The organism is Desulfosarcina widdelii, from assembly GCF_009688965.1.
Classification (GTDB): Bacteria; Desulfobacterota; Desulfobacteria; order Desulfobacterales; family Desulfosarcinaceae; genus Desulfosarcina; species Desulfosarcina widdelii.
The window spans coordinates 6,959,144-6,985,942 of the sequence record NZ_AP021875.1; the positions used below are offsets into that span (position 1 = coordinate 6,959,144).

The 26,799-nt window shown below is 54.0% G+C and carries 24 protein-coding genes and 1 tRNA gene; 14 read left to right on the forward strand and 11 right to left on the reverse strand.

Annotated features, from left to right (window positions below; genetic code table 11):
• Positions 1-64: 64 nt before the first annotated feature.
• Complete coding sequence (locus GN111_RS31755; RefSeq protein WP_155307589.1) at positions 65-439, reverse strand: hypothetical protein; 375 nt, start codon at positions 437-439, stop codon at positions 65-67.
• A gap of 258 nt (positions 440-697) precedes the next feature.
• Here GN111_RS31755 and GN111_RS31760 point away from each other — a divergent pair, with 258 nt between their 5' ends.
• The 8 genes from GN111_RS31760 to GN111_RS31795 all read left to right on the forward strand — a co-directional run bounded on the left by GN111_RS31760 (position 698) and on the right by GN111_RS31795 (position 7,528).
• Complete coding sequence (locus tag GN111_RS31760; protein WP_170302553.1) at positions 698-2,167, forward strand: HDOD domain-containing protein; 1,470 nt, start codon at positions 698-700, stop codon at positions 2,165-2,167.
• A 175-nt stretch (positions 2,168-2,342) separates the two neighbouring features.
• The gene (locus GN111_RS31765) at positions 2,343-2,717 is read left to right on the forward strand and encodes a DnaJ family domain-containing protein (protein WP_155307591.1); all 375 of its coding nucleotides are present in this window, start codon (positions 2,343-2,345) and stop codon (positions 2,715-2,717) included.
• Between the two features lie 20 nt (positions 2,718-2,737).
• Positions 2,738-3,229 carry an SHOCT domain-containing protein gene (locus GN111_RS31770; protein ID WP_155307592.1) on the forward strand — a complete coding sequence of 164 codons (492 nt, stop codon included), beginning with the start codon at positions 2,738-2,740 and terminating at the stop codon, positions 3,227-3,229.
• 150 nt (positions 3,230-3,379) lie between these two features.
• Positions 3,380-4,336 carry a D-alanine--D-alanine ligase family protein gene (locus GN111_RS31775; protein ID WP_331457697.1) on the forward strand — a complete coding sequence of 319 codons (957 nt, stop codon included), beginning with the start codon at positions 3,380-3,382 and terminating at the stop codon, positions 4,334-4,336.
• A 137-nt stretch (positions 4,337-4,473) separates the two neighbouring features.
• A complete protein-coding gene (gene purD, locus GN111_RS31780) occupies positions 4,474-6,246 on the forward strand; it encodes a phosphoribosylamine--glycine ligase (RefSeq protein ID WP_155307593.1) in 1,773 nt (590 codons plus the stop codon).
• The gene (locus GN111_RS31785) at positions 6,209-6,883 is read left to right on the forward strand and encodes an L-threonylcarbamoyladenylate synthase (protein ID WP_231715615.1); all 675 of its coding nucleotides are present in this window, start codon (positions 6,209-6,211) and stop codon (positions 6,881-6,883) included. The genes purD and GN111_RS31785 overlap by 38 nt, the downstream gene beginning before the upstream one ends.
• Before the next feature lie 40 nt (positions 6,884-6,923).
• Positions 6,924-7,010, forward strand: a tRNA-Leu gene (locus GN111_RS31790).
• 224 nt (positions 7,011-7,234) lie between these two features.
• The gene (locus GN111_RS31795; RefSeq protein ID WP_155307595.1) at positions 7,235-7,528 is read left to right on the forward strand and encodes a hypothetical protein; all 294 of its coding nucleotides are present in this window, start codon (positions 7,235-7,237) and stop codon (positions 7,526-7,528) included.
• 66 nt (positions 7,529-7,594) lie between these two features.
• Here GN111_RS31795 and GN111_RS31800 read toward each other — a convergent pair whose 3' ends face one another.
• A complete protein-coding gene (locus GN111_RS31800; protein ID WP_170302554.1) occupies positions 7,595-8,065 on the reverse strand; it encodes a cyclic nucleotide-binding domain-containing protein in 471 nt (156 codons plus the stop codon).
• 276 nt (positions 8,066-8,341) lie between these two features.
• Between GN111_RS31800 and GN111_RS31805 the strand changes: the two genes are divergently transcribed.
• From GN111_RS31805 to GN111_RS31815, 3 genes are all read left to right on the forward strand, one after another.
• A complete protein-coding gene (locus GN111_RS31805; protein ID WP_197740465.1) occupies positions 8,342-9,277 on the forward strand; it encodes a DMT family transporter in 936 nt (311 codons plus the stop codon).
• A complete protein-coding gene (locus GN111_RS31810) occupies positions 9,274-9,747 on the forward strand; it encodes an HAD family hydrolase (RefSeq protein ID WP_231715616.1) in 474 nt (157 codons plus the stop codon). Before GN111_RS31805 ends, GN111_RS31810 begins: the two co-directional genes overlap by 4 nt.
• Before the next feature lie 89 nt (positions 9,748-9,836).
• Positions 9,837-10,673, forward strand: a complete 837-nt coding sequence (locus tag GN111_RS31815; RefSeq protein ID WP_231715617.1) for a methyltransferase domain-containing protein — start codon at positions 9,837-9,839, stop codon at positions 10,671-10,673.
• A 32-nt stretch (positions 10,674-10,705) separates the two neighbouring features.
• Here the strand turns inward: GN111_RS31815 and GN111_RS31820 are convergent, their stop codons facing one another.
• The 9 genes from GN111_RS31820 to GN111_RS31860 all read right to left on the reverse strand — a co-directional run bounded on the left by GN111_RS31820 (position 10,706) and on the right by GN111_RS31860 (position 23,095).
• A complete protein-coding gene (locus tag GN111_RS31820) occupies positions 10,706-12,694 on the reverse strand; it encodes an HD domain-containing phosphohydrolase (protein ID WP_155307597.1) in 1,989 nt (662 codons plus the stop codon).
• A gap of 9 nt (positions 12,695-12,703) precedes the next feature.
• Positions 12,704-14,809, reverse strand: coding sequence for a PilZ domain-containing protein (locus GN111_RS31825; protein WP_155307598.1), 2,106 nt, complete (start codon positions 14,807-14,809; stop codon positions 12,704-12,706).
• A 221-nt stretch (positions 14,810-15,030) separates the two neighbouring features.
• Positions 15,031-16,050, reverse strand: coding sequence for a GTP 3',8-cyclase MoaA (gene moaA, locus GN111_RS31830; protein WP_155307599.1), 1,020 nt, complete (start codon positions 16,048-16,050; stop codon positions 15,031-15,033).
• 56 nt (positions 16,051-16,106) lie between these two features.
• A complete protein-coding gene (gene cobA / locus GN111_RS31835) occupies positions 16,107-17,645 on the reverse strand; it encodes a uroporphyrinogen-III C-methyltransferase (protein ID WP_155307600.1) in 1,539 nt (512 codons plus the stop codon).
• On the reverse strand, positions 17,632-18,570 hold the full coding sequence (gene hemC, locus GN111_RS31840) for a hydroxymethylbilane synthase (RefSeq protein ID WP_155307601.1): 939 nt from the start codon (positions 18,568-18,570) through the stop codon (positions 17,632-17,634). The genes cobA and hemC overlap by 14 nt, the downstream gene beginning before the upstream one ends.
• Positions 18,570-18,803 (reverse strand): FmdB family zinc ribbon protein, encoded by a 234-nt coding sequence (locus tag GN111_RS31845; protein WP_155307602.1) that lies wholly within the window; start codon positions 18,801-18,803, stop codon positions 18,570-18,572. Before GN111_RS31845 ends, hemC begins: the two co-directional genes overlap by 1 nt.
• 104 nt (positions 18,804-18,907) lie before the next feature.
• Complete coding sequence (locus GN111_RS31850; RefSeq protein ID WP_155307603.1) at positions 18,908-20,272, reverse strand: tetratricopeptide repeat protein; 1,365 nt, start codon at positions 20,270-20,272, stop codon at positions 18,908-18,910.
• 4 nt (positions 20,273-20,276) lie between these two features.
• On the reverse strand, positions 20,277-21,704 hold the full coding sequence (gene selA, locus GN111_RS31855; protein ID WP_155307604.1) for an L-seryl-tRNA(Sec) selenium transferase: 1,428 nt from the start codon (positions 21,702-21,704) through the stop codon (positions 20,277-20,279).
• 41 nt (positions 21,705-21,745) lie between these two features.
• A complete protein-coding gene (locus GN111_RS31860) occupies positions 21,746-23,095 on the reverse strand; it encodes an HDOD domain-containing protein (protein ID WP_170302555.1) in 1,350 nt (449 codons plus the stop codon).
• A 286-nt stretch (positions 23,096-23,381) separates the two neighbouring features.
• On the opposite strand from GN111_RS31860, the gene GN111_RS31865 reads away from it, so the two are divergent.
• From GN111_RS31865 to GN111_RS31875, 3 genes are all read left to right on the forward strand, one after another.
• Positions 23,382-24,413 (forward strand): glycoside hydrolase family 3 N-terminal domain-containing protein, encoded by a 1,032-nt coding sequence (locus GN111_RS31865; protein WP_155307606.1) that lies wholly within the window; start codon positions 23,382-23,384, stop codon positions 24,411-24,413.
• A 39-nt stretch (positions 24,414-24,452) separates the two neighbouring features.
• Positions 24,453-25,262: a class I SAM-dependent methyltransferase gene (locus GN111_RS31870; protein ID WP_155307607.1), complete on the forward strand. Its 810-nt coding sequence runs from the start codon at positions 24,453-24,455 to the stop codon at positions 25,260-25,262.
• A 188-nt stretch (positions 25,263-25,450) separates the two neighbouring features.
• Positions 25,451-26,569 carry a pyridoxal-phosphate-dependent aminotransferase family protein gene (locus tag GN111_RS31875; RefSeq protein WP_231715618.1) on the forward strand — a complete coding sequence of 373 codons (1,119 nt, stop codon included), beginning with the start codon at positions 25,451-25,453 and terminating at the stop codon, positions 26,567-26,569.
• Positions 26,570-26,799: the final 230 nt, after the last annotated feature.

Genomic DNA, 26,799 nt, shown 5'->3' on the forward strand with positions numbered 1-26,799 from the left:
CATGCCGAGCATGGGCGCAAGGCCGCTGCACGATTCCTGTTGTCCTGGAACCGGCAGCCATTCCTCATTCTTCCTTCTTTTCCGCCTCCCGTTCGATATTTTCGGCAATATACTCTTCAAGCAGCTTACCCCCATCGAGATCGTGTTGGGTAGTAAATTCCGTTCCACAGACCCATCCCGGTGTGAAATGCAGTTCCTTTTTGGAGGATATGACCTGAGAGATGTGTCGCGGGATGCCGACTACCCGTGCCGATACACGACCGTTGACGATCATCGGTCCGATTTCGGTGCCGATTTCGACCTCATCCGGCGAGTCGATCAAAAAGCCCACACCGTGTGCGTTGATATTGAAAATTCTATAGGTTTTCCCGTTGATGGTTAAGGTCATGTCCCTGACCGCAAAACGGGGTCTTCTTCGGTTGCCCAAGATCTGATCCACGTAACCCTCCTGCCGGTCCTCTCTGCGAGTTTGTATTCACAGCACAGCCATGGTTGAATATGAAGGATGATTGTTATAGGTGACATACTTCTTATATCGGATCAAGTCGCCTTTCTCTTTAACCGAATCCGTCGACCGCCCATAACCGTGATCAACATTTTCGCACAGATTTACCCAATGGACTCATGAAATCCATTAACTGGCCGATATATCGATAATAAGGTCAAGAACACGAAGCTATTTTCAGGAGGAATGAATGTGACGCCGGCCGCACCGCAAAAATTCATCCTCGACGAATGCAGATCCGACGCGCATGGTGACCAGGTAAAGACACGCATGACCGTTAATCCTATAGATGTCGCTGCAATTATACATCGGCTCGCTTTTTTCGACACGTTCACTGCGGACGAAAAGTGCCAGATTACATCCGAAGATGCCCACTTCAGGATGTATAATCCAGGAGAACTGCTGATTCGTCAGGGCAGCAGCGACCGGAGTCTGTTCATTATACTTTCCGGGAATGTGGCGGTTACCGAATCCGCCGGTGGCACCTTGCTGGCCGTTTTGCGGGCCGGCGATATTTTCGGCGAAATGGCCTTTCTAACCGATACCCGAAGAACCGCCAATGTCGTTGCCAGGGATGCGGTGATTGCATTGAAGCTGGACCACCTGCTTTTTGAGCAGCTCTCCGCCGAAGTTCGTGAAAAATTCAAGGACAAGATCATCAAAAAGCTGGTGACGCGTCTGGAAACGGCCAACAAGGAATTGACCCGCCTCAGCGTCATGGCGGGCAATGGAACTTTCCAAATGCCGGAAACCGTTGCCGCGCCTGCCGCCTCGTTTTCAGGAAAGCCCGAGGTTCCGGTGTTCGAATCCGGCAGGGAACTGATCCGCAAGATCGTTTCGCATACCGCCTCACTGCCGGCCATGCCGGAGGTGATGATCAAGGTTCAGAAGCTGATCCAACTGCCGGCTACCACCCCGGCCCAACTGGCCAAAATCATCGAGACCGACCCCTCTATGGTTGCCGGTATTCTGAAAGTCGCCAATTCCGCCTATTACGGATTTCGGGGTAAGGTATCAACCATACAGCATGCATCGTCCCTGTTCGGGACCCGGCGGCTGGCGGAGCTGATCACGGCCATGAGCGCCGGCGGGGTCCTGGGGAGAGCCATGGACGGCTATGGACATAAAGCCGGTGACATGTGGCGCCATTCGATTCTTGTGGCCTGTACGGCCAGTGAAATCGCCGCCATCGTGGCCGATGACATCCTGGACAGCGCCTATATGGCCGGTCTGCTGCACGATATCGGTAAAATCATCCTGGATCCATACGTACGTGAACGTAAAGTGTTGTTCGACCATTATTTTTCGACCTATCCGGAAAAAACGATCCAGGAGGCGGAAGGCCATATCCTGGGATTCAATCATGCCGTCATTGCGGCGATTCTATGTGAAAAATGGAGCTTGCCGAAATCCATTGCCTTCGGCATCCGCAACCACCACCAACCATCGTCCGCCGGCGACCATCTCCTGTCCCATATTGTTCATTTTGCGGACTATCTCAGTGGTCAAACCGACAAGGAGAGAAACGGCAAAGTTCCTGCCAAATCACTGGACGACGCCACACGGTCCATCATCCCCCTGGATCCGGATATGATAGAAACGATTGTAAAAAAGGCTCGCCAGTATACACGAAGCCTGACCGGACGCCTGGCCAAACGGTAAGGCCTGCCCGCCTTTCCACCAAAAGCCCCATTGCCGTGGAGAATAGTCCTTGAAATCGGTCGATGCGGTATAATATAATCCGTCCGTTGCACCCGCGGCCCGCTCGACAACCATTGTACATCCCGGCGTATCAACCGGCAGTCTTTTTTCTGCCGCGCCCGGTGAGAAGGATCGCATGTTTCCCGGTTTCGAAAAGATCATCGAAGCAAGAATAAAAAAGGCCCAGGACGAGGGGTCCTTTGAAAATCTTCCCGGCAGTGGTCAGCCGCTGCAACTGGAAGATGACCGGCATATCCCGGAGGACTTGCGAATGGCGCACAAGGTCCTGAAAAATGCCGATTGTCTGCCGCCGGAGGTCCACCTTCGAAAAGAGATTCGGGCGACCGAGGATTTGCTGGCCGGAATGACCGACACGACGCAAAAGTATCGTACCATCAAAAAGCTCAATTTTTTGATTTTAAAGCTCAATTCCACTCGAGACACTCATGCCTCGTTCGATGTCCCCCAAAGGTATTACGGCGATCTGGTCGAACGTCTCGAGAGTAAGTAAGCTTTCACCCGGTGGTTTCCATGTTAGGCAAAAACAAAGAGAACGACGGTTTGGTCAAAAGCGTACTGCTTGCATATTTTATCCTGGCACTGCATGTCCTGCTGATTGCCGGTATGGCAATTCTGGTGCTTTTTTTCCGCGGTGTCGTCAACTATATGCTGTGGATTGTCCTCGGAGGCATTGCCGTTGTCGGCCTTTCCGCTTTTCTTTTTTTAAGGCGCATGCGGGCGGAAGGAAAATCCCTTCGTGAAATGTTGAGAAATCCCGTGTTCAACGGAAGGTCCGTGGAGGTAAGCCTTCTCGGCGGCATGGCCACCGTTAAGCTTGGAGAACCCGCAAAGCCTTTGGCGATCGGACACGATGCACCGATTGATGTCCCCCGTCTTGAAGACCCGGATGTCCCGCGCAATCCGGAAGTTTCGGAACTGGCAGAACTGGCTCGTCTGCTGGAAAAAGATCTGATTACCGTCGATGAGTTCAACAGGGCCAAACGCCATCTGCTGAAGGGTTGACAATTTCGCGCCGGCCCATAATCCACGGCAGGCGAGTGTGCCCCCTCAACCAATAATCGGTTCCGGAGCGGGACCGCCGCTTAGGGAACGGAACCACGGCTGCACCCCTGGCGCGGCCGTCGCCGCCATCTATTCGGGAAGGAAACGCCAATGATCACCAAAAAAAACATCGCTTTGATTTTCGGCGGTATTTCGTCCGAAAGAGATGTGTCTCTCAACAGCGGCAAGCAGGTCTTCGATGCCCTGGACAAAAACAAATACGAGGTCGAGACCTACGACCCCAAGGCGGATATTCCCCGGCTGGTAAGCGATGCCAAAAAAATCGACTGTGCGCTGATTATTCTGCACGGTCCTTACGGGGAAGACGGCACCGTGCAAGGTTTGCTGGACTTGCTGGATATTCCTTATCAGGGAGCCGGTGTGCTGGGCAGCGCAGTGGCCATGAATAAGTTGTTGTCCAAGCATCTTTACGAAAGGGCCGGTCTGACTGTTCCGCCTTACCGACTGGTCCAACGGGGCGAGGCCGTCAATGCGGATCGCATCGTCGAACAGCTTGGCCTGCCTGTGGTGGTGAAACCCGTGGAAACCGGATCCAGTGTGGGGATGTCCATCGTCCGACAGACCGATGGCCTGACCGCTGCGATCCAAAAGGCACTGGGCTACGGTGCCACGGCCATGATCGAGGCGTTTATCGAAGGCACGGAAATCACCTGCGGTGTGCTGGGCAATGAAACAGTTGAGGCGCTCCCGTTGATCGAGATCATTCCGGGAGAAAGCCATGAGTTCTTCGATTACGAAGCCAAATACCAGGCCGGCGCCACCGAGGAGATTTGCCCGGCGCGACTCGACGAGCCGTTGACCCGCAAGGCGCAGGCATGCGCCATTGCTGCCCACAAGGCCCTTTACTGCCAGGGCTACAGCCGAACGGATATGATTCTCAAGGACGGGGATTTCTACGTTCTGGAGACCAACACCATTCCCGGTATGACGGCCACCAGCCTCTATCCGCAGTCGGCTAAGGCGGCCGGTCTATCCTTTAGCCAATTGCTGGACCGACTGATCGAGTTGGGAATGGCGGCGCGGCGGCGTCAAACGACCAGAGGATGACAAGGGCTGAAAGCTCATCGCTCAAAGCTGAAAGGGAAGATCGAAGAATAAGAGCTGAAGGCTGAAAGCTTGAAGCTTAAAGAAAATCTGGAAAAGTTCGGGGATGACGATATCAACGGCTAACGGAGGAGGACGCTATGAAAGTGTTGGTTGTCGGTGGTGGGGGCAGGGAGCATGCTCTGGTCTGGAAAATCGCTCAAAGCAAACAGGTGAAGAAAATCTTCTGTGCACCCGGCAATGCGGGGATTGCCCGCCTGGCCAAGTGCGTCCCCATCGGTGCCGCCGATATCGATAAACTGTTGGCCTTTGCCCAGAAAGAGGAGATCGATCTCACCGTGGTGGGCCCGGAAGATCCCTTGTCCCAAGGAATTGTCGATCAATTCGAGGCTGCCGGCCTGCGTATATTCGGTGCCAGCCGGAAAGCGGCCCGGGTCGAATCCAGCAAGTCCTTCGCCAAAGCGATCATGGAAAAATACGGCATTCCCACCGCCAAGGGGCAGACGTTCACCCGCTTGGCACCGGCCCAGGCCTATGTGAAGCAAATGGGCGCGCCTCTGGTGGTCAAGGCAGATGGGCTGGCGGCTGGAAAAGGGGTGATTGTCTGCAGTACTGAGAAGATGGCCATGGATGCCCTCAAGCAGATCATGGTGGACAGGGAATTCGGCGAAGCCGGGGACCAGGTCGTCGTGGAAGAGTGCCTGGTCGGGGAAGAAGCCTCCTTTCTGGCGTTCACCGACGGCAAAACCGTCCTGCCGCTGCCCTCCTCACAGGACCACAAGCCCGTCTTCGATGACGACAAGGGGCTCAACACCGGCGGAATGGGGGCCTACTCACCCGCGCCCGTGGTGGACCAGTACCTGCACGAGCGCATCATGAACGAAATCATGATTCCCATGGTCAAGGGCATGGCCACCGAGGGCTGCCCTTACAAAGGCGTGTTGTACGCCGGACTGATGATCGACCGGGACAAGATCAAGGTCCTTGAGTTCAACGGTCGTTTCGGTGATCCGGAGGCGCAGCCGCTGCTGGTGCGCTTGCAGGACGATATCGTTCCGATCATGGAAGCGGTGATCGACGAGCGCCTGGACGCCTGCCGCCTGACTATTGATCCGCGGGCCTCGGTGTGCGTGGTGATGGCTTCGGGTGGCTATCCTGGAAAGTACAAAAAAGGATTGGAAATCAAGGGAATCGATGCGGCCAACCGCATGCGGGACGTGGTCGTGTTTCATGCCGGTACCAGCGCTAAGGGGAAGAAGATTCTCTCCCAGGGCGGACGGGTTTTAGGGGTTACGGCTTTAGGACCTACGGTGGATGCCGCCATCAAAAAGGCGTACCAGGCGGTGGCCAAGATCGATTGGCAGGGCGTTCACTACCGCAAAGACATCGGCAAGAAAGCCCTGGTTCGTATGCAGGCGGTACCTCGGGTCGGGATTGTCATGGGCAGCGACTCGGATCTGAAAGTCATGGAAGCAGCCCTGGGGGTGTTCAAGAAATTTACGATCCCCATCGAAATGACCGTGGCTTCCGCCCACCGCAGTCCGGAGAGAGCCGCCACCTATGCCGCCACAGCCAAAGAGCGTGGGCTTCAGGTGATTATCGCCGGGGCAGGTCACGCAGCACATCTGGCCGGCGTCCTGGCGGCCCATACCACGCTTCCGGTAATCGGCGTTCCCATCGATTCTTCCTGCCTTCAGGGAATGGACGCCCTGCTATCAACCGTTCAAATGCCGCCGGGCATTCCTGTGGCCACCGTTTCCATCGGAAAGCCGGGGGCCAAAAATGCGGCGATTCTGGCCGTGCAGATGATGGCATTGAATGACGAATCACTGGCCGACCAGTTGGCGGCTTTTAAACGGGAGATGGCTGCCGAGGTTGAAAAGAAAGCCGAAAAACTCGCCCTGTATCGATAGGATCGTTAACATCGACCCGTCCGATCCGGACAAAAACAATATTCGCAGGGCAGTTGGCGTATTGAACCAGCAGGGTGTGCTGGTATTCCCCACGACAGGCCTCTACGGTCTGGGTGCCGCCGCGTTTTCTCCCGAGGCGATACACCGCGTGTTCGCTGTCAAACGCCGGCCGCACCACATGCCGTTGCTGGTGATGGTGCCCGATTTGGACGAAATGGGCAAGGTGGTGCGTTTCGTCCCCGATTTTGCCCGGCCGCTGATGGATTTGTGGCCCGGAGGAATTACGCTCGTCTTTGAAGCCGGGGAAGGGGTGCCTTCCCTCCTTACCGGCGGAACGGGAAAAATCGGTATCCGCATGCCGGCCCACCCGGTGGCCAAGGCCCTGGTCACAAATTTCGGTGGCCCCATTACCGCTACCAGCGCCAACCTGTCCGGCTGCCCGGCCGTATTCGACCTGGCGAACCTTGATCCACGCATAGGTGCCGAGGTGGATTTGATTGTGGATGCCGGCGTTCTTGCCGGCGGAGCGGGGTCCACCATACTGGATGCCACATGCTGGCCACCGCGAATCATACGGGAGGGCGCCGTTTCCAGAAAGAGGATTGAGGCGGCACTGGGAACGAAGCCGTCAAATTGATTGACAATCGCTTAGTTTTTCCCTATATAAGCCAACCCATGCCGGAGTGGTGAAATTGGTAGACGCAGTGGACTCAAAATCCACCGGGGGCGACCCCGTCTCGGTTCGATTCCGAGCTCCGGCACCATAAAGAAATCAGGGGGTCAGCGCATATCGCCGACCCCTTTTTTTTATGAAAATCGGCGATTGGCCGTCAGGTTTTTAGGGTATGCCGTTTATCGTTTGCAGACGATTTTAAGTCTTCGCTTCCGGGGATTTCACGGCGACCATGAACGAAATGCGTCTTTTGTCTAAAAAATCTTCTTGATTCTAATATAAATTCAATATATTAGGATAAAGGGAGGCTCGACAATGTGGAAACAGATTAAAAAATACATCACCATCGGTATCGTCATCGCCATCGGGTATTATATTCTGGGGCATCACTTCATCTACTACCACAAGTCCTTTTCCGTAATGCCCAAGGAGGAATTGACGATGAAGTACACGTTCTACAGCCTGGACAGCAAGCGTCCGGAAACCATTTTGCGGGTGGATGAACTACGTTGGGCCGGAATCGGCGATATCATGGTCGAAAAGGGAATGATCTCTGAGAGCGAAATGTACCGTCTGGAGGAGAAAGCGGAGATGGCCTCCCAAGAATGATGAACGCCTAAAAAGTCACATTTCCGACGGATTCGTATATATAAATTTCCCGCGCAGGCGGGATTTTTACCCCATGGGCAGCATGTTGTCCGCCAGCCGGCTGGATGCTTTTTTCAGATTTACGCTCAGCAGGTTGGCCAAACCCTTAAGAATATTTACCCCGATATCCACCTGTTTCTCCATAATTTCCTCGAAAGCGGCACGCTCGAAAACAGCCAACCTGACCTTCGACCGTGCGATCACCGTTGAAGATCGCGGAAAATTATTGATGATGGACATCTCTCCGATGGACCGCCCTCGGCGCAACGTTGCTCTGACGTCAAAGCTGTCGGGGCCGGTTTTCTTGGTCACATCCAATTCACCGCTTTCAATAAAACAGACAAAATCGGCTTTGTCCCATTCTTTGAACAGGGTGTCTCCGGGGTCGAGTTCCACGAAATCCATGCGGGCGGCAACCTGAGAAAGATCGTCTCTTTCAAGAAATACAAAAAGGGGAAGGTTGATGATGAAATCAATCAGATTCTTTTCCTTATCCATTCCGTTTGGGATCCTTTTTTCCATTTTCACATTTAATATATCGACACTTACAAGGGTTTAGGGACTGATACCTCTACAAATAAAAACTCTGGAGATTTAAGATAAAAACGGCTACAAACGATCCTCTCGGTACCTTTTTTATCGGCACCAGAGATGGGTACTTTAGCCTGTTGCCAATGAGGAGCGAACAACTCCTTTTTCCCGGGCATACAATAGGTGTTGAAGGCAGTTCGTTAGCCAGTCAGACGGTTTTGTAAACTATCGGAGACAGGCGTTTTGACGATCACTTACTTAAAATTATTGATGACCGCCATTTTTTGGGGAGGCACCTTTGTATCCGGCCGGATGCTGGCCGAATCCATCCCTCCTTTTTCAGCCGCTTTTATTCGATTTTTCATTGCCGCGGTGTGTCTGTATGCCATCATCGCCGGACGGGAAGGATCTATTCCAAGACTGGAGAGGCGGCATTTCTTACCGGTGACATTGTTGGGGCTTACTGGCGTTTTTGCCTATAATACCTTTTTCTTCAGCGGATTGAAGCTTGTTGCGGCAAGCCGGGCATCCATTATCATCGCCAATAATCCCATTATTATTTCCATTCTTTCGTCACTGTTTTTCAAGGAGAAACTGTCTCCGACCAAGGTCGCCGGAATTTGTATTTCCGTTTCCGGCGCCGTTATCGCCATCTCCCGGGGAAATCCCCTGGCTCTTTTTGCCGGCGGTATCGGGAGGGGTGATTTTTTTATTTTCGGTTGTGTGCTGAGCTGGGCTGCATACTCGTTGCTGGGAAAACGCGTGATGCAGGACCTGGCGCCGCTAAGCGCAGTGGCCCATTCGGCGGCCATTGGCATGCTGGCGCTGCTGATTCCCGCATGCTTTGAGGGAATGCCCGCCGCGTTGCCGACCTATTCGTGGGCCGATTGGTGCAATCTGGCTTACCTGGGTTGGTTTGGGACCGTACTGGGGTTTGTCTGGTATTACGAAGGTATTCAGGCCATCGGCCCATCACGGGCCAGCCTGTTCATCAATTTCGTACCCATCAGCGCCATTTGCCTGGCCCATGTCATTTTAAATGAACCGTTGACGCTGTCGCTGATGATTGGAGGCGCTATGGTGGTCGCGGGTGTCAGTTTGAACCATATGACCACAACCGTCTCTTGGCGATCTCGGCTAACAACAACAGATCGAATACCCATGAAAAGGAGAACATGATGATTTCAATTCAGATTCCGGACTTCGGGGCGTTGGCTCTGGACCATCTGGTTTTGGATTACAATGGCACCCTGGCAGTGGATGGTGTGTTGTTGCCTGGGGTCAAAGAAGCGCTCAACTCCCTTTCCCGGGACCTTACTGTTCACGTTGTGACCGCCGATACCTTCGGTAAGGCCGGCGACGGGCTGAAAGGAATCGACTGCCGCTTGACGGTTCTGGAACCGGGCCGCCAGGATCAAGCCAAGCTGAACTTCGTCAACGGGCTGGGAGCTGCACAGACGGCCAGCATCGGCAATGGACGCAACGATGCCCTGATGCTCGAGGCCTCCGCTTTGGGAATTGCCGTCATTTTAGGAGAGGGGGCCAGCAGTGCCAGCCTGAAAGCTGCCGATGTCGTCTGTCTTAATATTGTCGATGCGCTGGAATTGTTGACGCATCCCTTGCGACTCACGGCAACGCTGAGATGCTGAAAAAGCTGTACCTCACCGCCGACTGTTGATAGTAAAATGGCGCTTCATCGGACTTGGCAACATGGTTTTGCGAAAAATAGGTCGGAACGTTGGTTGCGCTGCCCCTTTTAAATGGAGATATCGATCCATTGAACTACTTGATGGAAAATAACAATGAGGCTCATCGTCTGGAAATGAAAACGGATACGAACCGGATTGCGGCTCAAGTCCGCTGGGCCGGCCTGAAGCCGGGAATGCGAGTGGCGGATGTAGGCTGTGGACCCGGCAAGATCACTGCCTTACTGCATCGTATGGTTAGTCCCGGTGGAACGATAGTCGGGATTGACCAATCCCACGATCGAATCCAGCACGCAATAACGCACTATGGTACTCCGGGGATATCCTTTCAACGCAAAGACATTACCGAGCCTTTGGACGATTTGGGGACGTTCGATTTTGTTTTTATCCGTTTTGTTCTCGAATACTATCGTTCTCGGGCGTTCGAGATCGTTAGCAATCTCACCCGTATCGTCAAACCAGGTGGGATCTTATGTTTGGTTGATTTGGACCATAATTGTCTGAATCAATATGGAATTCCATCAAGACTGAAAAATGCCATTGACGCAATAATGGCCAAGCTCGAGTGCGATGCGGACTTTGATCCTCGTATGGGCATCAAGTTGTATGCGATGCTGTACGATCTGGCTTTTCAATCTATCGATGTGCGTATTGAGGCCCATCACCTGATTTTCGGAGAATTGGACTTCGTTCAGGACTACGATTGGACCCGGAAAGTAGAAGTAGCCGCCCAAAATTGTGGGTACGATTTTGAGGAATACGAGAACGGATACGAAGGATTTTATAGCGAATTCAAATCATCGTTTGCCGATCCGCGGCGATTCATCTACACGCCGGTCGTCTGCTGCCGGGGAGTTCGGTCCGTTTAAAAGTAGGCGGAATGAGGGCAATGGTATTCTATTCAGGATACTCTTTTCATGGGGACGATCTTGGCCGTATCCACCGATTCGGATTGGAGTGCCTCTTTTTCATAGTAGCGGATGAAGGCATCGACAACCTTTTCATCAAAGTGGACGCTGCGCCCTTTTTCCAATAGTCGAAAGGCATAGCTGATGGGCAGGGGGTCCCGATAGTGGCGTTTGGCCGTAACTGCTTCGAAAAAATCGGCCACGGCGATAATTCTGGCACCCAGTGGAATCTCCTCGCCTTTCAAGCCGTTGGGATAGCCGCTGCCGTCCATTTTTTCATGGTGGGACCCGGCAACCTCCGGGACTTGGCTGAATATGCCTTCAAAATTGATTTGCTCAAGGATACTTTGTGTTCTCTGGGCATGCGTTTTTACCGTTTCGTATTCTTCTTTGGTCAAGCGGCCAGGCTTTTTCAGGATGCTGTCCGGAACACCGATCTTGCCATAGTCGTGCAGCAAAGATGCCACTCGTATCATCTCACGATAATTGGTGGACAGATTCAACTCTTCGCAAATCCCCAGTGCATATTCGGTGACCTTCTCGGAGTGGCCCGCGGTTAAGGGGTCTCTTGCATCAATGCTGGCGGCCAGCACCTGGAGGATGGAACTGAACTGCCGTTGACGGGCTTCCATTAGGTCCGCGTTGCGGACGCTGATGCCAATCACCGATGCGACACCCATGAGAAGGCTAAGATCGCTTTTCACCAGGGGCCGTTTGGAACGCAGGTTGTCGACAGCTAAAATGCCGATGGATTGTCCGTCGCAGATGATGGGGCAGCAGATAAAGGATTGGCTGCCCATCTGGTGTGCAAATGCCAGGCTTCTCTTGGAGAGGTTGGGGCTTATTTCTTCGATATCGTTGATCAGGAACGGCTTTTGCTCGCGAAAGGAGACCACAAATACTCCTTTCGAATCCGGTTTGTTCAAGTGGAATGCCGATTTTTTAATGATATCAAGCTTGTTAAGGTCATAACCAAATCCGGCGTGGAACTCCAGTAGCGAACGGTCCGCATTGGCCAGAAGAATGAATCCACGATCATAATCCAGGCGTTTCTCAAACAGTCCCACCACCGTTTCGATTACATCCTTAATGTTGGTGTATTTGCTGATGATCTGTCCGATTTCGTTGGTCAGCAGGGTGTTGTTATAGTTAATCTGGGTTTCTTTGAGCAGGCGATCAGAAGAATCGCTCAAAATATTCAAACTTGTCTTCAATTCTTTTTGTTCGACCAATTGACCGGTGCTGAATAGAAGAAAGACAGTGATCAAGGCTATGGGAAGATAAATTGTAGCTGTTATCTGAGGCTGGAAACAAGCAATTACGAGACAAACGGAAAGTAAAAAAAAGGTAATATAATTTCGAATGTTACGGAAAATATCAGAGGCTGACATTTCCCATGAAATAATATATTTGCACGATTCCGCACCGTGAAAGATACATTCTGTGTGCTCAACACGTGGAAGTTTATTCAGGAAACCAACCGTAATGGCCTCAAGCAAACCGATTCTATTCTCGCATTGATACGGCTTTTCGTTTACACCGGGTTTCGGCGTTACAGTGATTTCTACCTTGTTCGGTGAAAGCTTCTTGGTGAAATAATTGGAAGATCTTGCGCAGCTTTCGGAAACATGACCGATAATTTGATATACTTTTCCCGGGCCTAATTGACCAAAAATAAATTGGCCCAATGCACCGATTAGCGAAGGTGATGCAGCAAAGCGCCCGGCTTCCCTGGCGATGTTGTTATTACCGGTGAGTTGTACGACTTTATCATAAAACCGGTCAATTTGGGTCTGCGTGAACCAATGCCCTTGATCGGCGATTTCGTATGGTTTCATCCCGGCATAGTCAAGAATTTCTTCTATGGCTATATAGCTATATTTTTCTTTTAACAGCTTTATCCAGACATTTAGTCCCCGACTGTTGTAGAGGGCGCTGTTTTCAGTGAATATTTTTTTATCAGCTACCGGAGATGATTTCATATCCACCTGCTAGTGCTTAATGAATTTTAACAATCGTTTTAGATATCTGAAATAATCGTCTGTATGGTTCATATTCAAAATCCACAAATTGTATTTTTTCTCAAAAGGAATGGCCAACGCTTCAGCGCTTGTTGCCGGGTATGTAAGCACAGGTATCTCGTTGAGTTGGAATTGATCAATCAGGGTTCTCAGGCATGCTCGGATGATCTGGTAGTTAAGGCCTCCATGTCTGACGATAAACATTTTTATTGAATTGGTAAGGTCCGACATGTTCAGACCGATATCGGCCATGTTTACCACGAACACGACCTTGAGGTCTCCCGACATTTTAAGCGCATAGAGATGACGGGAACGAAGAAGACCGATCTGTGCAAAGGCCGCTTCGGTCTCAGAAATATCATGGCTGTCGTATCCCAAATCTAAAGCTTGAATCATCAAACCGCTGGATTTTTCCTCATAATTGCATTCAAGATCACGAAGGTCACTGTCGGTCACAGGCATAATCGCCCATCCCGGAGGCAACAGATTTTCCCCGTGCTTCTTTTTCCTGAAATGAAAGTAAGCAAACTGATCTATTGAACACCCTTTCTGATTTTGGATGTTTTTTGCGGCACCTCCAAATACATGGCTGGGAAATTTGTTTTCAGGTCGAAAGAAACAGAAAACATAATTCATTCGTATGCTGTTGATCCGGTGTGAATCGTTGATGAAACTGCCGATCTGGTTCAATACTGCCAACCCCCCCCTATTGCTAGAGGTCCGAAGGGCAGCGTGGTGATGGATAAGCCATGATTTTTCATAAAAACGAACCATGGCCATATGCGCCAGAATTAACCCATTTTTTTGGTAGATAAAATGCCTAGCAATTTGGGGGGGGGCCGTGTACAGCTTTTTATAAGTTTGTTTAATAAGAAATTTATTTCTCTCTATATATTCATACTTCTCAGGATAAATGAAACCCGTTTCAAAAAAGAAATTCCATAAATCGTCGGAGTTCACTTGATTGCAGAGATAGGTATTCTTATTGCCAGTTTGTTGAATGAGAGACAGTATCTTAACATGCTCATCCGCATCCATATCAAGAATGGCAACGCCACATCTGAGCATGCCCGGTTCTTCTTCGTTTTCGACCGGTTTGCTGTAAACCACTTGAGCAGAACAAGTTACGTTAGCACCGTCGCTAAAGCATATCCGAAGATCCGGGATAATCAGTCCTGGCAAAAGAACGGCATGCTTGCTTTCTTCCTTAACGGCCAGGCCGGTCCCTGAAAGATCCATTACCTCGAGTTGAATGTAATTTTTAGATAATGGATGACGGAAACTGATGGTAGGCAACGGAACCATTTTCTGACGGGTACTTCTGAATTCCTTGGGCCGAAAGCGCCTAATTTCACGGTTTGTGACCGTTAAAACCCATTCCTGGCTGCTATGACCATGGGTTTGTTTGAAGATTCGACAATCTCCCGAATAGAGCGTCTTGTCGCCGTCGAAAAGGATCACGTTTACCGGAAGGTCGGCATTGATCCAAGCAAATGTTTGCGGGGGCGCCGTTTTCACTTGCACGCGAAAGGAAAATGCGGAGAAATCAACCATCGATCCGTAAAACAGCGCTCCGTTTTGGGTTACATAAACATGGACACCCCGGCACCCATGCCGCCTGGCGCTTCTAACGTCTTCGGCGTTACATGTTTCCGGCAACAGCAATTGAATACCTTGGCTGTCGATTTCCAGAACTTCCGGGATAGCAGTGATAAACCGTTTCCCATCTGGAATGAGTATATTTCCAAACTCATAGCAGTTAGGTTGATCGACAAGATTGACGACATCCTGTTGCCACAGGCAAGTTAAATGATCGTTATGGCAAGGGTTGGGCTTGGCCTTAAAGGTCAGAAATCGTCGATACCGTTTGTGGCGGAAGTTTATGTAAAGGTATTTATCGAGGAAATTAATTGCGTTTAGCTTATTGATCAGTTGAGCGAGATTGATTTGCTTGGATGTGCGGTTGGGTTCCTCAACGGGGGTTGGTAGAGGGCGAGCAGTTAGGCTTTGTTTTTCGTTTGAACTGACACATGTTTCTGCTTGGATTTCGTCCGGATACAAATTTGCCCGTTCCATGGTTGAACCTCAGTGCTGACGTACCAGATCAGTGCAGAAAAAACAGATGAATCGTTGCTCAAAACCAAGGTGCCAAGGTGGGCAATTGTGCCCTTGCCTGCCTTCATCCAGAAAAACAACTAACATAGATTCCCTTTCGATGCAAGGGGTTATATCCGGAGGGCACTTGGTCTGGTGAGGCTAACGGGAAGGATGGAAAAGCACCAAGGGGTTGTGGTCGGCTACCCACCGATACCCTGCATCTGGTCGTTGACGGTTGGGGAACCATTTAAGGCAAGGTGGTGCCTGGCCGCTTTCTGGCGTACGGCGATTCGAAAAATTTCGGCCAACGCTTCATCCGATGCTCCCCCCCTGAGCAGCTCCTTGAGCGGCTCGTGGCGGTCGGAGAGCAGGCAGGCGCGCAGCTTGCCATCGGCAGTCAGACGCAGTCGATTGCAGCGGCTGCAGAAATGCTGGCTCAGGGCGCTGATGAATCCGATCTCCCCAAGGGCGCCGGCAAGACGATAGCGTCTGGCCGGGCCGTCATGGCAATGATTTTCCACCGGAATCAAATCCCCCAACATGGAAATTTTATTCTGGATTTCCGGTGTCAGGATCTGGTCCCGGGAATTCGTGCGGCTGTTGCCGATGGGCATGTATTCGATGAATCGAATGTGAAAGGGGCGGTTTATGGAGAGACGGCCGAAGTCGAGGATCTCGTCGTCGTTGATGCCACGCATGGCCACCACATTGATTTTAATGGGCGAGAAGCCGATTTCGCGGGCCCGCTCGATCCCGGCCCACACCTGCTCGAATCTGTCGTAGCCGGTAATCTGGGCGAATTTTTCGGGGACGAGCGAATCCAGGCTGATGTTGATGCGGCGAACGCCGGCATCGTAAATTTCCTGCGCTTTGGACGCCAGCAATACACCGTTGGTGGTTAGGGAGACATCTTCAAGTTCGCGCAGGGCAACCAATCGACGCAGCAGATCCACGGCCCCTTTCCTGACCAGGGGTTCGCCGCCCGTTATGCGGATTTTGCGAATGCCGAGCCGAATGCCGATGCGGACCAGCCTCAGAATTTCTTCGTAGCTGAGGATATCGTCGTGGTTAAGTTTGGGGATGCGGCCCTCAGGCGCGCAGTACAAACATCTGAGATTGCAGCGGTCGGTGATGGAGACGCGAAGATAGTTCAGGTGCCGTTTTTCCCGGTCCACTAGTTCTCCGACGAAAGGGGCATCTTTATCGGATTCGTTGGCCATAAATATTCCTGGATGCTGAAGGCTTACAGGTTGTTAGACATCAGAAAGGGTGCGTTTCACCGGCGCTGCCAGGAATGGTTCAAAATCGCCTGGACCAGACCGGGAACCGTGTAGGATTCGGCCTCGATGGTTACGGCCAGGCCCAAATCCCTTGCCGTCCGGGAGGTGATGGGACCGATGCTGGCCACGGTGATCCCTTTCATCAGGCGCTGTGCATCATCCGGTGGCAGCAGTTTCCGGAAATTTTTCACCGTGGAGGAACTTGTGAAAGTGACCATGTCGATGGTGCCTGCCTCCAGGCGTTTGACCAGCTCGTCGCCGCTGTTTTCCGCCTGCCAAGTTTCGTAAACCGTGACTTCGTCCACCGTCGCACCCATGCCGGTCAGCTCCACGGGAAGAACGCTGCGGGCTTCCTTGGCCCTGGGCAGCAGGATGCGGGTTCCCCGAACGATGGTTTCGGAAAAGGCTTTCACAACGGATTCGGCGCGGTAGTTGTCGGGAACGATGTCGCTTTTCAGCCCACGGGTTTCAAGGCGCTTGGCCGTGGCCGGTCCGATAGCCGCGGTTTTGATGTGCCCTAAAGCGCGGGCATCGTGACCTTTTTCAAACAGACGGTCAAAGAAATAATCCACACCGTTAACGCTGGTGAAGACGAGCCAGTCATATTGGTCAATGGCTTCAATGGCCGCGTCCACCGGCGTCCAGTCCCTGGTTGGTTTGACCTGGATTGTGGGGCACTGGATCGCTTCGGCACCCAATTCCGTTAACTGACGGATCAGGTCGCTTGCCTGCTCCCGGGCCCGGGTGACCACGATGCGGCGGCCGAACAGCGGCCGATTTTCGAACCAGCGCATGGTTTTCCGCAAGTTGACCACGGTGCCGATGATGATGATGGCCGGGGCTTTGATGCAGGCCTTCCTTACATCGTCTTCGATGCTGGCCAGGGTGCCGGTCACGGTTTTTTGCTTCGGTGTGGTTCCCCAGCGGACCACTGCCACCGGTGTGTCGGCCGGTCTTCCATTGGCCATCAGGTTGGCCGCGATGGAGGGTAAATTTTTTACACCCATGAAAAAAACCAGAGTGCCAATGCCGGTGGCCAGGGCTTGCCAGTCGATGCTGGATTCGCTTTTGGTGGGGTCTTCGTGGCCGGTAACGAAGGCTACGTCGGAGGTGTGGTCGCGGTGGGTCAGCGGAATGCCCGCATACGCGGACGCACCGATGGCGGCAGTGACTCCCGGAACCACCTCGAATGGCACGTCGGCGGCGATGAGCACTTCGGCTTCCTCGCCCCCGCGGCCGAAAATAAACGGGTCGCCCCCCTTGAGCCGGGCCACGGTCAAGCCCTGGCGGGCCTTTTCCACGATCAGCGCGTTGATGCCTTCTTGGGCAAGGGTGTGGTCGCCGCCCTTTTTGCCCACGTAAATCATCTCTGCGTCCGGATTGGCGTGGGCCAGCAGTGTCGGCGAGGCCAGGTAATCGTAGATCACCACATCGGCCCGGGCGATGCAATCGACCCCTTTGACCGTAATCAGGCCGGGATCTCCGGGGCCGGCCCCCACCAGATAGACGCGTCCTGTCGAATTAGTTGTGTGCATCCGTATTGAGTCTTTCCAGAATATCTCCGGCGCCCTCGGCCAGGAGCGCTTCGGCCAGTTCTACGCCGATCCGTTCACTCCGGGATTCAGGGCCGGTTCGTACCTGTTCGAGTCGATGGGTCCCGTCCACATCGCAAACCAGGCCGGCGAGCGTGTATCCATGGTCGTCGATATGCCCATGGGCGGCGATGGGAACCTGACAGCCCCCCTCCAACCGGTTCAGAAAGGCCCGTTCTCCCAGGACCACCGTCCGGGTGGTCGGGTCGTCCAGGGAGCCGATCACTGCGGCGATACGCGGGTCCTGATCCCGAATTTCGATACAAAGGGCGCCCTGGCCTACGGCCGGCAGCATGACCGTTTCATCCAGAACCTGGGTAATACGCTCGGACAGGCCCATGCGCAGAACGCCTGCAGCCGCCAGCACGATGGCGTCCAAAGATTCGGTGTGCAGCTTTTTCAAGCGGGTCTCCAGGTTGCCGCGCAGCGGTACAATGACGAAATCGGGGCGGACATGGAGCAGTTGTGCGCCCCGGCGAAGACTGCTGGTGCCGATGCGGGCGCCGTGTTTAAGCTGATCGAGAGGCAGATTTTCCCTTGAAATAAGCACGTCCCGGGGTTCTCCCCGTTTCGGGATGGCACCGATGCACAAACCTGCGGGAATCTCGGCTGGCATGTCCTTCATGCTATGCACGGCCAGATCGATCCGCCGGTCCAGCAGTGCTTCTTCAATCTCTTTGACGAACAATCCCTTGCCGCCCACTTTGGCCAAAGGGACATCCAGAATTTTGTCCCCCTTGGTTTTGATAATGGACAGTTCGACGGTCAAATCCCGATGGCTGCGTTCGATGGCCCCTTTGACCCAATTGGCCTGCCACAGGGCCAGTTGGCTGCCGCGGGTGCCTACGACAATGGTTTGCGCTGCCATCAGTGACCACAACTGGCGCAACTGGATGCCGTACAGCCCGTGCAGGACGAGGACGACGCCGATTTGCCTACCGTTTCGCCGCCGCTGCCCTTGCTGACAAATCCGCAGGCGGACATCATTCGGCACACCTGGGTGTCGTCGCAGTGAGGACAATGGGACGGTTCACTGCCGCCGAGCACCAGGTGCTCGAAGTTCTGGCCACACGCTTTGCAATGATATTCATAGATGGGCATTGGATCTCGGTCTCCTTCATATAACGTTCGGGTCTGAACAAGAGGTCAAAAATAAGCACGTCAGGCTGCTGGGCAACCCCTTTCGATGGTTTTTGTACGGTTTTTTACGATGCTTTGAAAGCCATCATGCGATCCTGGGCTTCTTCGATCATAGCCCGGCTGTCATGGCCCAGCGCGGCAGCCAGTTCGAATTCGGCCAGGGCGACGTCCAGTCGTCCAAGATCCAGATATACCCGTCCCAGGCGATGGCGGAAAAGGCCGTTTTCAGGTGCGATGCGAACACTTTGCTCACACAGAACCGAGGCTACATCCAGACTTTCGCCCCGCTTGGCGTACAACCGTCCCAGCATGGAGAGCGACGCGGCATCCTCCGGATTGATCTTGACGACCGCCTTGTATGCCTGGACCGCTTCTTTGGTCAAGCCCAGCATATCCAGACAGGCGCCCAGTTGCCGGTACGCGGCAGCGGAACGGTTGTTGGCCTGGACGGCAGCTTCCAGATACGGTCTGGCCTGGTCATGCCTCCTGCTGTCCATATGGATCTGGCCGATGTGAAAAACCACTTCGAAAACGCCCGGTTCAATCGCCTCGGCGGCCAGAAACGCATCCAGGGCCTGCCGGGTGCGGCCCTGGCGCAGAAACACGAAACCCCGATTGTAGACCGGCATGATTTCCTCCGGCGCCAGCCAGATTGCCGTTTCGAAAGCCGTCAGCGCCTGTGAGTACTCTTCAAGCACCCCGTGGCACACCCCCAGGCTGTTGAGCAGGTTGGTGTCACATGGGTCCAGGCGCAGCCCTTTTTCGAATTCGTTAATGGCGCCCCGGATGTCTCCGGCCTGGTAGAGTCGGTCACCGCTGATGTTTAAACTTACCGCATCGAAATCGGTGATGCTCCCCGGCCCGAAGAAACCGGCATGCTCGAGCGCTTTTTCGGCATTTTCGACAGTTTGAGAACGGGTTGCGTTGGCGGTCGGATAGACGGCAACACCGGCGGTGAGGGCAACCGAATTGTCCGAGGGAAGCGTTGCCTGCATCCGTTGTGCGATTTCCCGGCCCGCTTTGCCGTCCAGACGGGGAAGGGTAAAAGCGAACCGGCGGTTGCCGATTCGTGCCCAGATGCCGCCGCAATGGCGGCAGACATCCGCCACCGACTCCAAAGCGACCGTCAGGCTTTCCGATGGGCTGCCGGCTTCCCTTGATGCATCCATGCGGTGATTTTGGGACGCCAACCGAACTGCGAGAATGCAGATCGGAGCAACGGCTCCAAAGTCGGTTTCAACGGCCTGTTTCAGACCCTGCCGATCCAGCATATCTGGAAATCCGGCCGCAAGACCGCTATCTTCGACCGGACCGCTGTCCGGACGGACCGATCCCCCATCGTCTTCCGCGGCGGTCTCGTCGGAACTGGAAACCAGAAATTCGTTGGTCGCGCTTCTCTTTTTGAATAGATCCGAAGGGGTCCTTGTCATGGTGCTACCTTCCACGGCGATTTTCTGCCAGCATGCGCTCAAAGGCCTTTTCGATAATGTCCAGTTCTTCTTCCTGGAGGGTCCGTGGATCCATGACGAAGCGATCGTTCTCGATTCTGCCAATCACCGGTGGCGTGCTATTGCGCAGCCATCGTTCGATGCCATTGGCGGATATGCCTCCGATTTGAACGCCCACACAACAACTGGGCAAATTCAAAAGGGGCAGCGATCCACCGCCGGCACGGGATGCCGAATCCATCAATTCCACCGTAAGGCCTGCCTGGGAAAGGGCGTCCAGTCGTGATTTCAATTCGGCGGCCCGCGCCTCGATGGCTTTCAACGGCATGGTAAGCATGGCCAGGGTTGGTATCTGCTCCACCGCTTGGCGCTCGTCCCTGTAAAGCTGAAGCGTGCCTTCCAGTGCCGCCAGGGTCATTTTGTCGATGCGCAGCGCCCGGGTCAAAGGATTGGCCTTGATGCGGTCGATGTGCTGCTTGCTTCCTAAAATAATGCCTGCCTGGGGACCACCCAGCAGCTTGTCTCCACTGAACGTGACCACGTCCACGCCAGATTCCAGGGCTTCCTGGACGGTGGGTTCCTTGAGCAGTCCATATTTCGAAAAATCCACGAAGGTTCCACTGCCCAAATCTTCCATCACGGGAAGGTTGTGCTTGCGGCCGATGGAAACCAGGTCGGCCAGGGAGACGGCCTTCGTGAACCCGACGATGCTGTAGTTGCTGGTGTGGGCCTTGAGCAGTAGGCCGGTCTGTTCGCCGATGGCATTTTCGTAGTCGCGGGGATGGGTCCGGTTGGTGGCGCCCACCTCTTTCAGGAAGGCGCCGCTTTTGGCCATAACATCGGGAATGCGGAAGGCACCGCCGATTTCCACCAGTTCGCCGCGGGAGACTATTACCTCCCGACCCTTGGCCAGGGTATCCAAACAGAGCAGGACCGCCGCGGCATTGTTGTTCACGACCATGGCGGCCGGGGCGCCGCTCAGTTCGCACAGAATGCCTTCCACCGCGCTGTAGCGGGAACCGCGCCGGCCTTTTTCGAGGTCGAATTCAAGATTGGAGTAGCGGCTGGATATGGTTTTCAGATTCTCAAGCACCCTGGAGGAGAGAAGAGAGCGGCCCAGGTTGGTGTGCACCACCACGCCGGTGGCGTTGACGGTCCGTTTAAGATTCAGTTCCATGGCCCTTCGGGCGCTGTCGAGGGCCGCCTCGACCAGCGCCGCCATTGAGAAACGGTCAGCGTCCAGGGGCGTGGGCGCATTCAATACCGCTGTCCGCAGGGCGTCGATGGCCTGGCGAATGGCGGGCAGTAGAACCGATTTGGGAACACCTTCGAATTGCTTTCCCTGGTTGCCATACTCAAGGATGCGGTCGACGCCGGGAATCTGCTTCAGTTGGGCTTGCTTGTTCTTGTCCATGGGCGTTGTTTCTCAGTTTGTTTTTAGCCGCCGTTACCGTTTTACGCTGCTTCTGCGGCTGGTTGAAAGACGTTCAGCGGGATCAGATCCACCAGATCGCCAAACTGCGTTGCCGGCAGATCGAGCCGTGCCAGATGATCGGCCAGGTTGCTCGTTCCCATGCGCTCCAGCTCGAGACCGATGTGAAATCTGGACATGAGCAGATCCGCCAGGTAGACGATGGTGGTCAGGTTTCGATTACCGTTGCTCTTTTCTGGATCGTGATGAAAACGGATGACCTCGGTGAGCCCGTCCGGCAGGGACCACTGTCTGGCCAGCATTTCGCCGGTGCGGGGGTGGTCCATGGAAAGAACTCGGTTTTCCACTTCGACGAGTTCCGCCTGACGATCCTGAAACTCCCGATAGAGCATGGGATAGGTGCCGACGATGTAGTGGTCCAGAACGACCTTGCCGATATCATGCAAAAGACCCGCCGTATAAGCGATGGCCGGCTCCTGTTTTCCCGTCGCGGACGCGATTTTTTCGGCGATTAAGGCCGTACCGACGGCGTGGTGATACAATCCGCCCTTGCACAAACTGTAACCACCGTTTCCACACTGGCTGTAGTAACTTTTCACCGCGGCGGATATCACCAGTTTGAGGAACAGCTCCTGGCCCAAAAACACCAGGGCATGGTCCAGCGAGGTCACATCCCGGCTTTTGGAAAACAGGGCCGAGTTGCAAAGCTGGATGGTCCTGGCACTGATCACCTGATCCGTCCTTACCTCTTCGGCGATTTTTCCAATGTCATAATCCCCTTCCTGCATGATTCGCAGGACCTTCAGGGCCACCTGGGGGATGGGGCGAACGGATTCGATGGCCGTCTCGATATCCGAAGCCGTAGGAGACGGCTTGCCGGGTTGAGTATCCGGCACATCGAAGCCGGCCGGCCGGATATCCCATCGCCAGCGCTGCATGTCCAGTTCAAGGGTGCACGTAAAAAAACCGCCTGTCTCCGACGCCACTACAGCAATTTTTTTCCGACGGAGGACGTCCATTACCATATCGACGGTTCTGCCGCCGATATCCAGGTTCATGTCACAGGATGTCAGCGGTCCGACTAGCGCACCTCCGGCGATTACGGCGCGCATATTCTCCGGGCGGGCTCCCGATTCGACGAGTTGTTCGACGAACATCGGCATGCCGGTAGCGGCATATTTTTCAGGGCAATCCACGTTTTGCCTATTGACCGGTTCCGGAAGCAGCAGGTGAATCAGCCCGCCGATTCCAGCAGTTTCATCGACGATGGCCACGCCCACGCAGGTGCCCAAAAATGCCTGGAGCAATCGCGGCTGCGTGCCGCCGGTCATAAAAGAGCCGGAAGCGACATGGTCTTTTCTCAGGACTCCCATCCAGGGGCACCTTTCATGGGTTTGTGTTACTAACCGGAAACACATATCATTAATAAACCATGGTTTTCAAGAACGCGTTCCGAAATGGCCAGGGTCAGCGTATTTGGATCGGACACCAGTTCCTTGAGGGATAACGGCCGGGGGCTACTGAAAAAGCACCTTTTCAAATACAATCCCCATCGGTTGCAATTTGTTTCCCTGTTGCCTTTTTCGGATAAAACATGTCTATTGCCGGTATTCGGCAGGTCAAGGAATGATGAATTCGTAGAAAGGGAAGGGCGCTGCCATGGATTCGATTTCCGCTGAAACCATTGCCGGTCAACGGCTGATGGTCGGCTTCGACGGAACCGCCTTTAACGACGACCTGAAATTGCTCATCGGCACCCTGCGGGTCGGCGGATTGATTCTCTTCTCGCGCAATATAGAAGAACCGGAACAAATCCGACAGTTGTGCCGGGACTGCCAGGCCTATGCCCGGCAATGCGGCCTGCCGCCCCTGTTTGTCGCCATCGACCAGGAAGGCGGACAGGTGGCCCGGCTCAAGCCGCCATTCACCCAGTTTCCGGGCAACCCCGCCATGAGGGCTTTTGATGATGCGGTTCATTTCGCCCGGACAACCGCCCGGGAACTGAAGGACGTGGGCATTAACATGGACATGGCGCCCGTGCTGGATATTGCACCGGAGAACATCAACAGCATCATGGCGCAACGGGCCTTCGGCGGTGATCCCCAGTGGGTCACGGCCATGGGAACGACTGTGATCGATCACTTGCAGCAACGCGGCGTCATGGCAGTGGCCAAGCATTTTCCCGGCATCGGCCGCACGGTTTTGGACAGCCACCTGGCCCTGCCGGATTTGGATGTTGATATGGCGGCCTTAACCGATGTGGATCTGGTTCCCTTCGCGGCCGCCATCGCAAATAACGTAGCCGGCATCATGTTGTCCCATATCCGCTACACTACAATCGATTCCATATGGCCGGCCAGTCTCAGTCCTTCGGTCACCGCCGATCTGCTGCGCGGCCAAATGGGCTATCGGGGGGTGGTCATGACCGACGATCTGGACATGGGCGCCATCAAGCCTGGCTACGACATCGAGACCGCCATCAAGCGAATCCTGCTTTCCGATGTGGACATCGCCCTGATCTGCCACAAGGGCCCGGATATCGAGGCTGCCTGGCAGACGATCCATGGGGCGATCGCCGAGGACGCCGGTTTGAAAGAAAAGGCAAAGCAGTCGTTGCAAAGAATTCTGGAACTGAAAAAAAACTACCTGAGCGGACCGTGGTTGCAGCGATACGGGTTGACGGCAGCGTAAACGTTCAGCTCGGTTCGTTTCGAAAAATGGGGAGAGAAAGTGAACGCGGAAGCATTCAACACCAAGGTCAAGCGCAATGTGGCCCATAATTTCGATCAGAGCATTCGACTTTATCGGGAATTTGAAGACAAGCACGGCTTTTTCGAGGCCCTCACCCTGAAAATGGCAAAAGCCATCGGCGTCGAAGAACATGCATCCGTACTGGATATCGGCTGCGGTTACGGGGTTTCCGCCCGGGCCCTGCGCGACCGCCTGGGCTGCAGGGTGCTGGGCGTGGATTTGTCCCCCGAAATGATCGCTGCCGGCCGTTCGTATTGCCAGAAGGACGGTATTGACCTGTGCGTGGGCGACGGAGAGAATCTCTCATCCGTCGTGGAAGGGCGCAGCTTTACTTACGCCCTTTACAATGCCTCGATTTTTATCTTTCCCGACGTTTCCAAAACCATCGCCGAATCCCACCAATGCCTTCTCGATGGCGGCAAAATCGCTTTTTCGTTCTACCCGCAGCTGCTCGGAGAAGACGATGCAGACCTGTTCGCCCTGGCTTTTGAGCGGCTGGGAGAGCCCTTGCCGCGGTTTCGCGTCATTACCGGCTACGCCAAGGCCTGTGAAGCACTGGAAAGCCGATGCGTGGACATTCGCCACCATCGATGGACGCGTCCTCTGGACATCGAATTCCTTCAGGATTTTTTCTCCATTCCAGCCCAATCCGCTTCGCTCTTTCCGGGCAAGGATTATGAAGCACGCCGTGAATTGGCAACGCGGCTTTTCGGCACCCTCGACGATCGGACAGAAACGGGGCGCATTGTCTGGCGCATGGCTGAAGGCACCAAATCGACGGCTAATTGAACGGAGTTAGAGTTGACAGTCTCGCAAAAAGTCCCAGGCTCGTCATGCCGGACTTGATCCGGCATCCAGAAGGTATCGAAATGACTCGATAGCAATAAAGCTTCATTACATGCGCCGGAATGACGCCGACTTGCGATTCCCGACTTTTTGCATAACCATCAAAATTATCCTTGGTAGAGAGGTTCAAATTGGCAGCACAAAATCTACTTGACGGCATCGAAGAAGTCCTTTTGATGGGCCCCGGGCCTTCCTGTATTCATGACAAGGTATACGCGGCATTGAGCAGGAAAACCATCGGTCACCTCGATCCTTATTTTATCCGGATCATGGATGTCATCAAGGCTGACCTGCGGACCCTGCTCAAAACGGAAAATACCCTGACGATTCCCATGTCCGGCACCGGTTCTTCCGGAATGGAAGCCTGTTTCGTGAATCTGGTGGAAATCGGCGATCCGGTGCTCATCCTCATCAACGGGGTATTCGGCATGCGCATGCAGGACGTAGCCCAGCGTCTGGGCGCCGAGGTGGACAGCCTGGAGTTCAAATGGGGAACGCCGGTTTTGCTCGATGCGGTCAAAGAGAAGATTGAGAAAAAACATTATAAGATCGTTGCCGTGGTGCACGCGGAGACTTCGACGGGAGTGAGAAATCCGGTGGCAGAGATCGGAGAACTGCTCAAAGGGTCTGATGCCATCTATCTGGTAGACGCCGTCACCAGCTTCGGCGGCATGGAGATCGCCATGGACGAATGGGGTATAGATGCGCTTTATAGCGGCACCCAGAAATGTCTTTCCTGCCCGCCGGGTCTGGCCCCGCTCTCCTTTTCCGAAAAGGCGGTTGCCGCCCTTGAAAATCGAAAATCCAAAGTGCCCAACTGGTACCTGGACCTTTCAATGATCATGCAATACTGGAAAGGTGCCACCCGCGCCTACCACCACACGGCGCCCATCAATATGCACTACGGACTCTATCAGGCGTTGAAGCTGATTCTGGAAGAGGGCCCGGACAATGTCTACCGGCGGCACATGGACAACCACGAGCAGTTGGTGCAAGGCCTGGAGGCGCTGGGCCTCGCCATGCTGGTGACGCCCGACGCCCGGCTGCCCATGCTCAATTCGGTAAAGGTGCCGGAAGGCGTCGATGAAGCCGCTGTGCGCAGCACCTTGCTCAAGGATTACAAGATCGAGATCGGCGCTGGTCTGGGGCCCCTATCGGGAAAGATCTGGCGGATCGGACTGATGGGGCACACGGCCAGGCCGGAAAATGTCGAGCGTCTGCTGGGTGCGCTGAAGACCATCCTACCTTGAATGAAAACCGGGGTTGCACGCATTAGAACTGCAACCCCATCATTCTATCCAAGCCGGTGACGAATATTTTGTTATGTAAGCAGAGGTGCGATGGCTTACTGGTTGAAGGTGTTCATTTTTATGGTGTTCGTACCCACACCTATGGCAAAAAGTTTTTTATAATAGCACGTTTTCGGGCTGGATCGCCATATATCCATTTACGTATCACCAGTGCGTAAAGACGTGAAGTT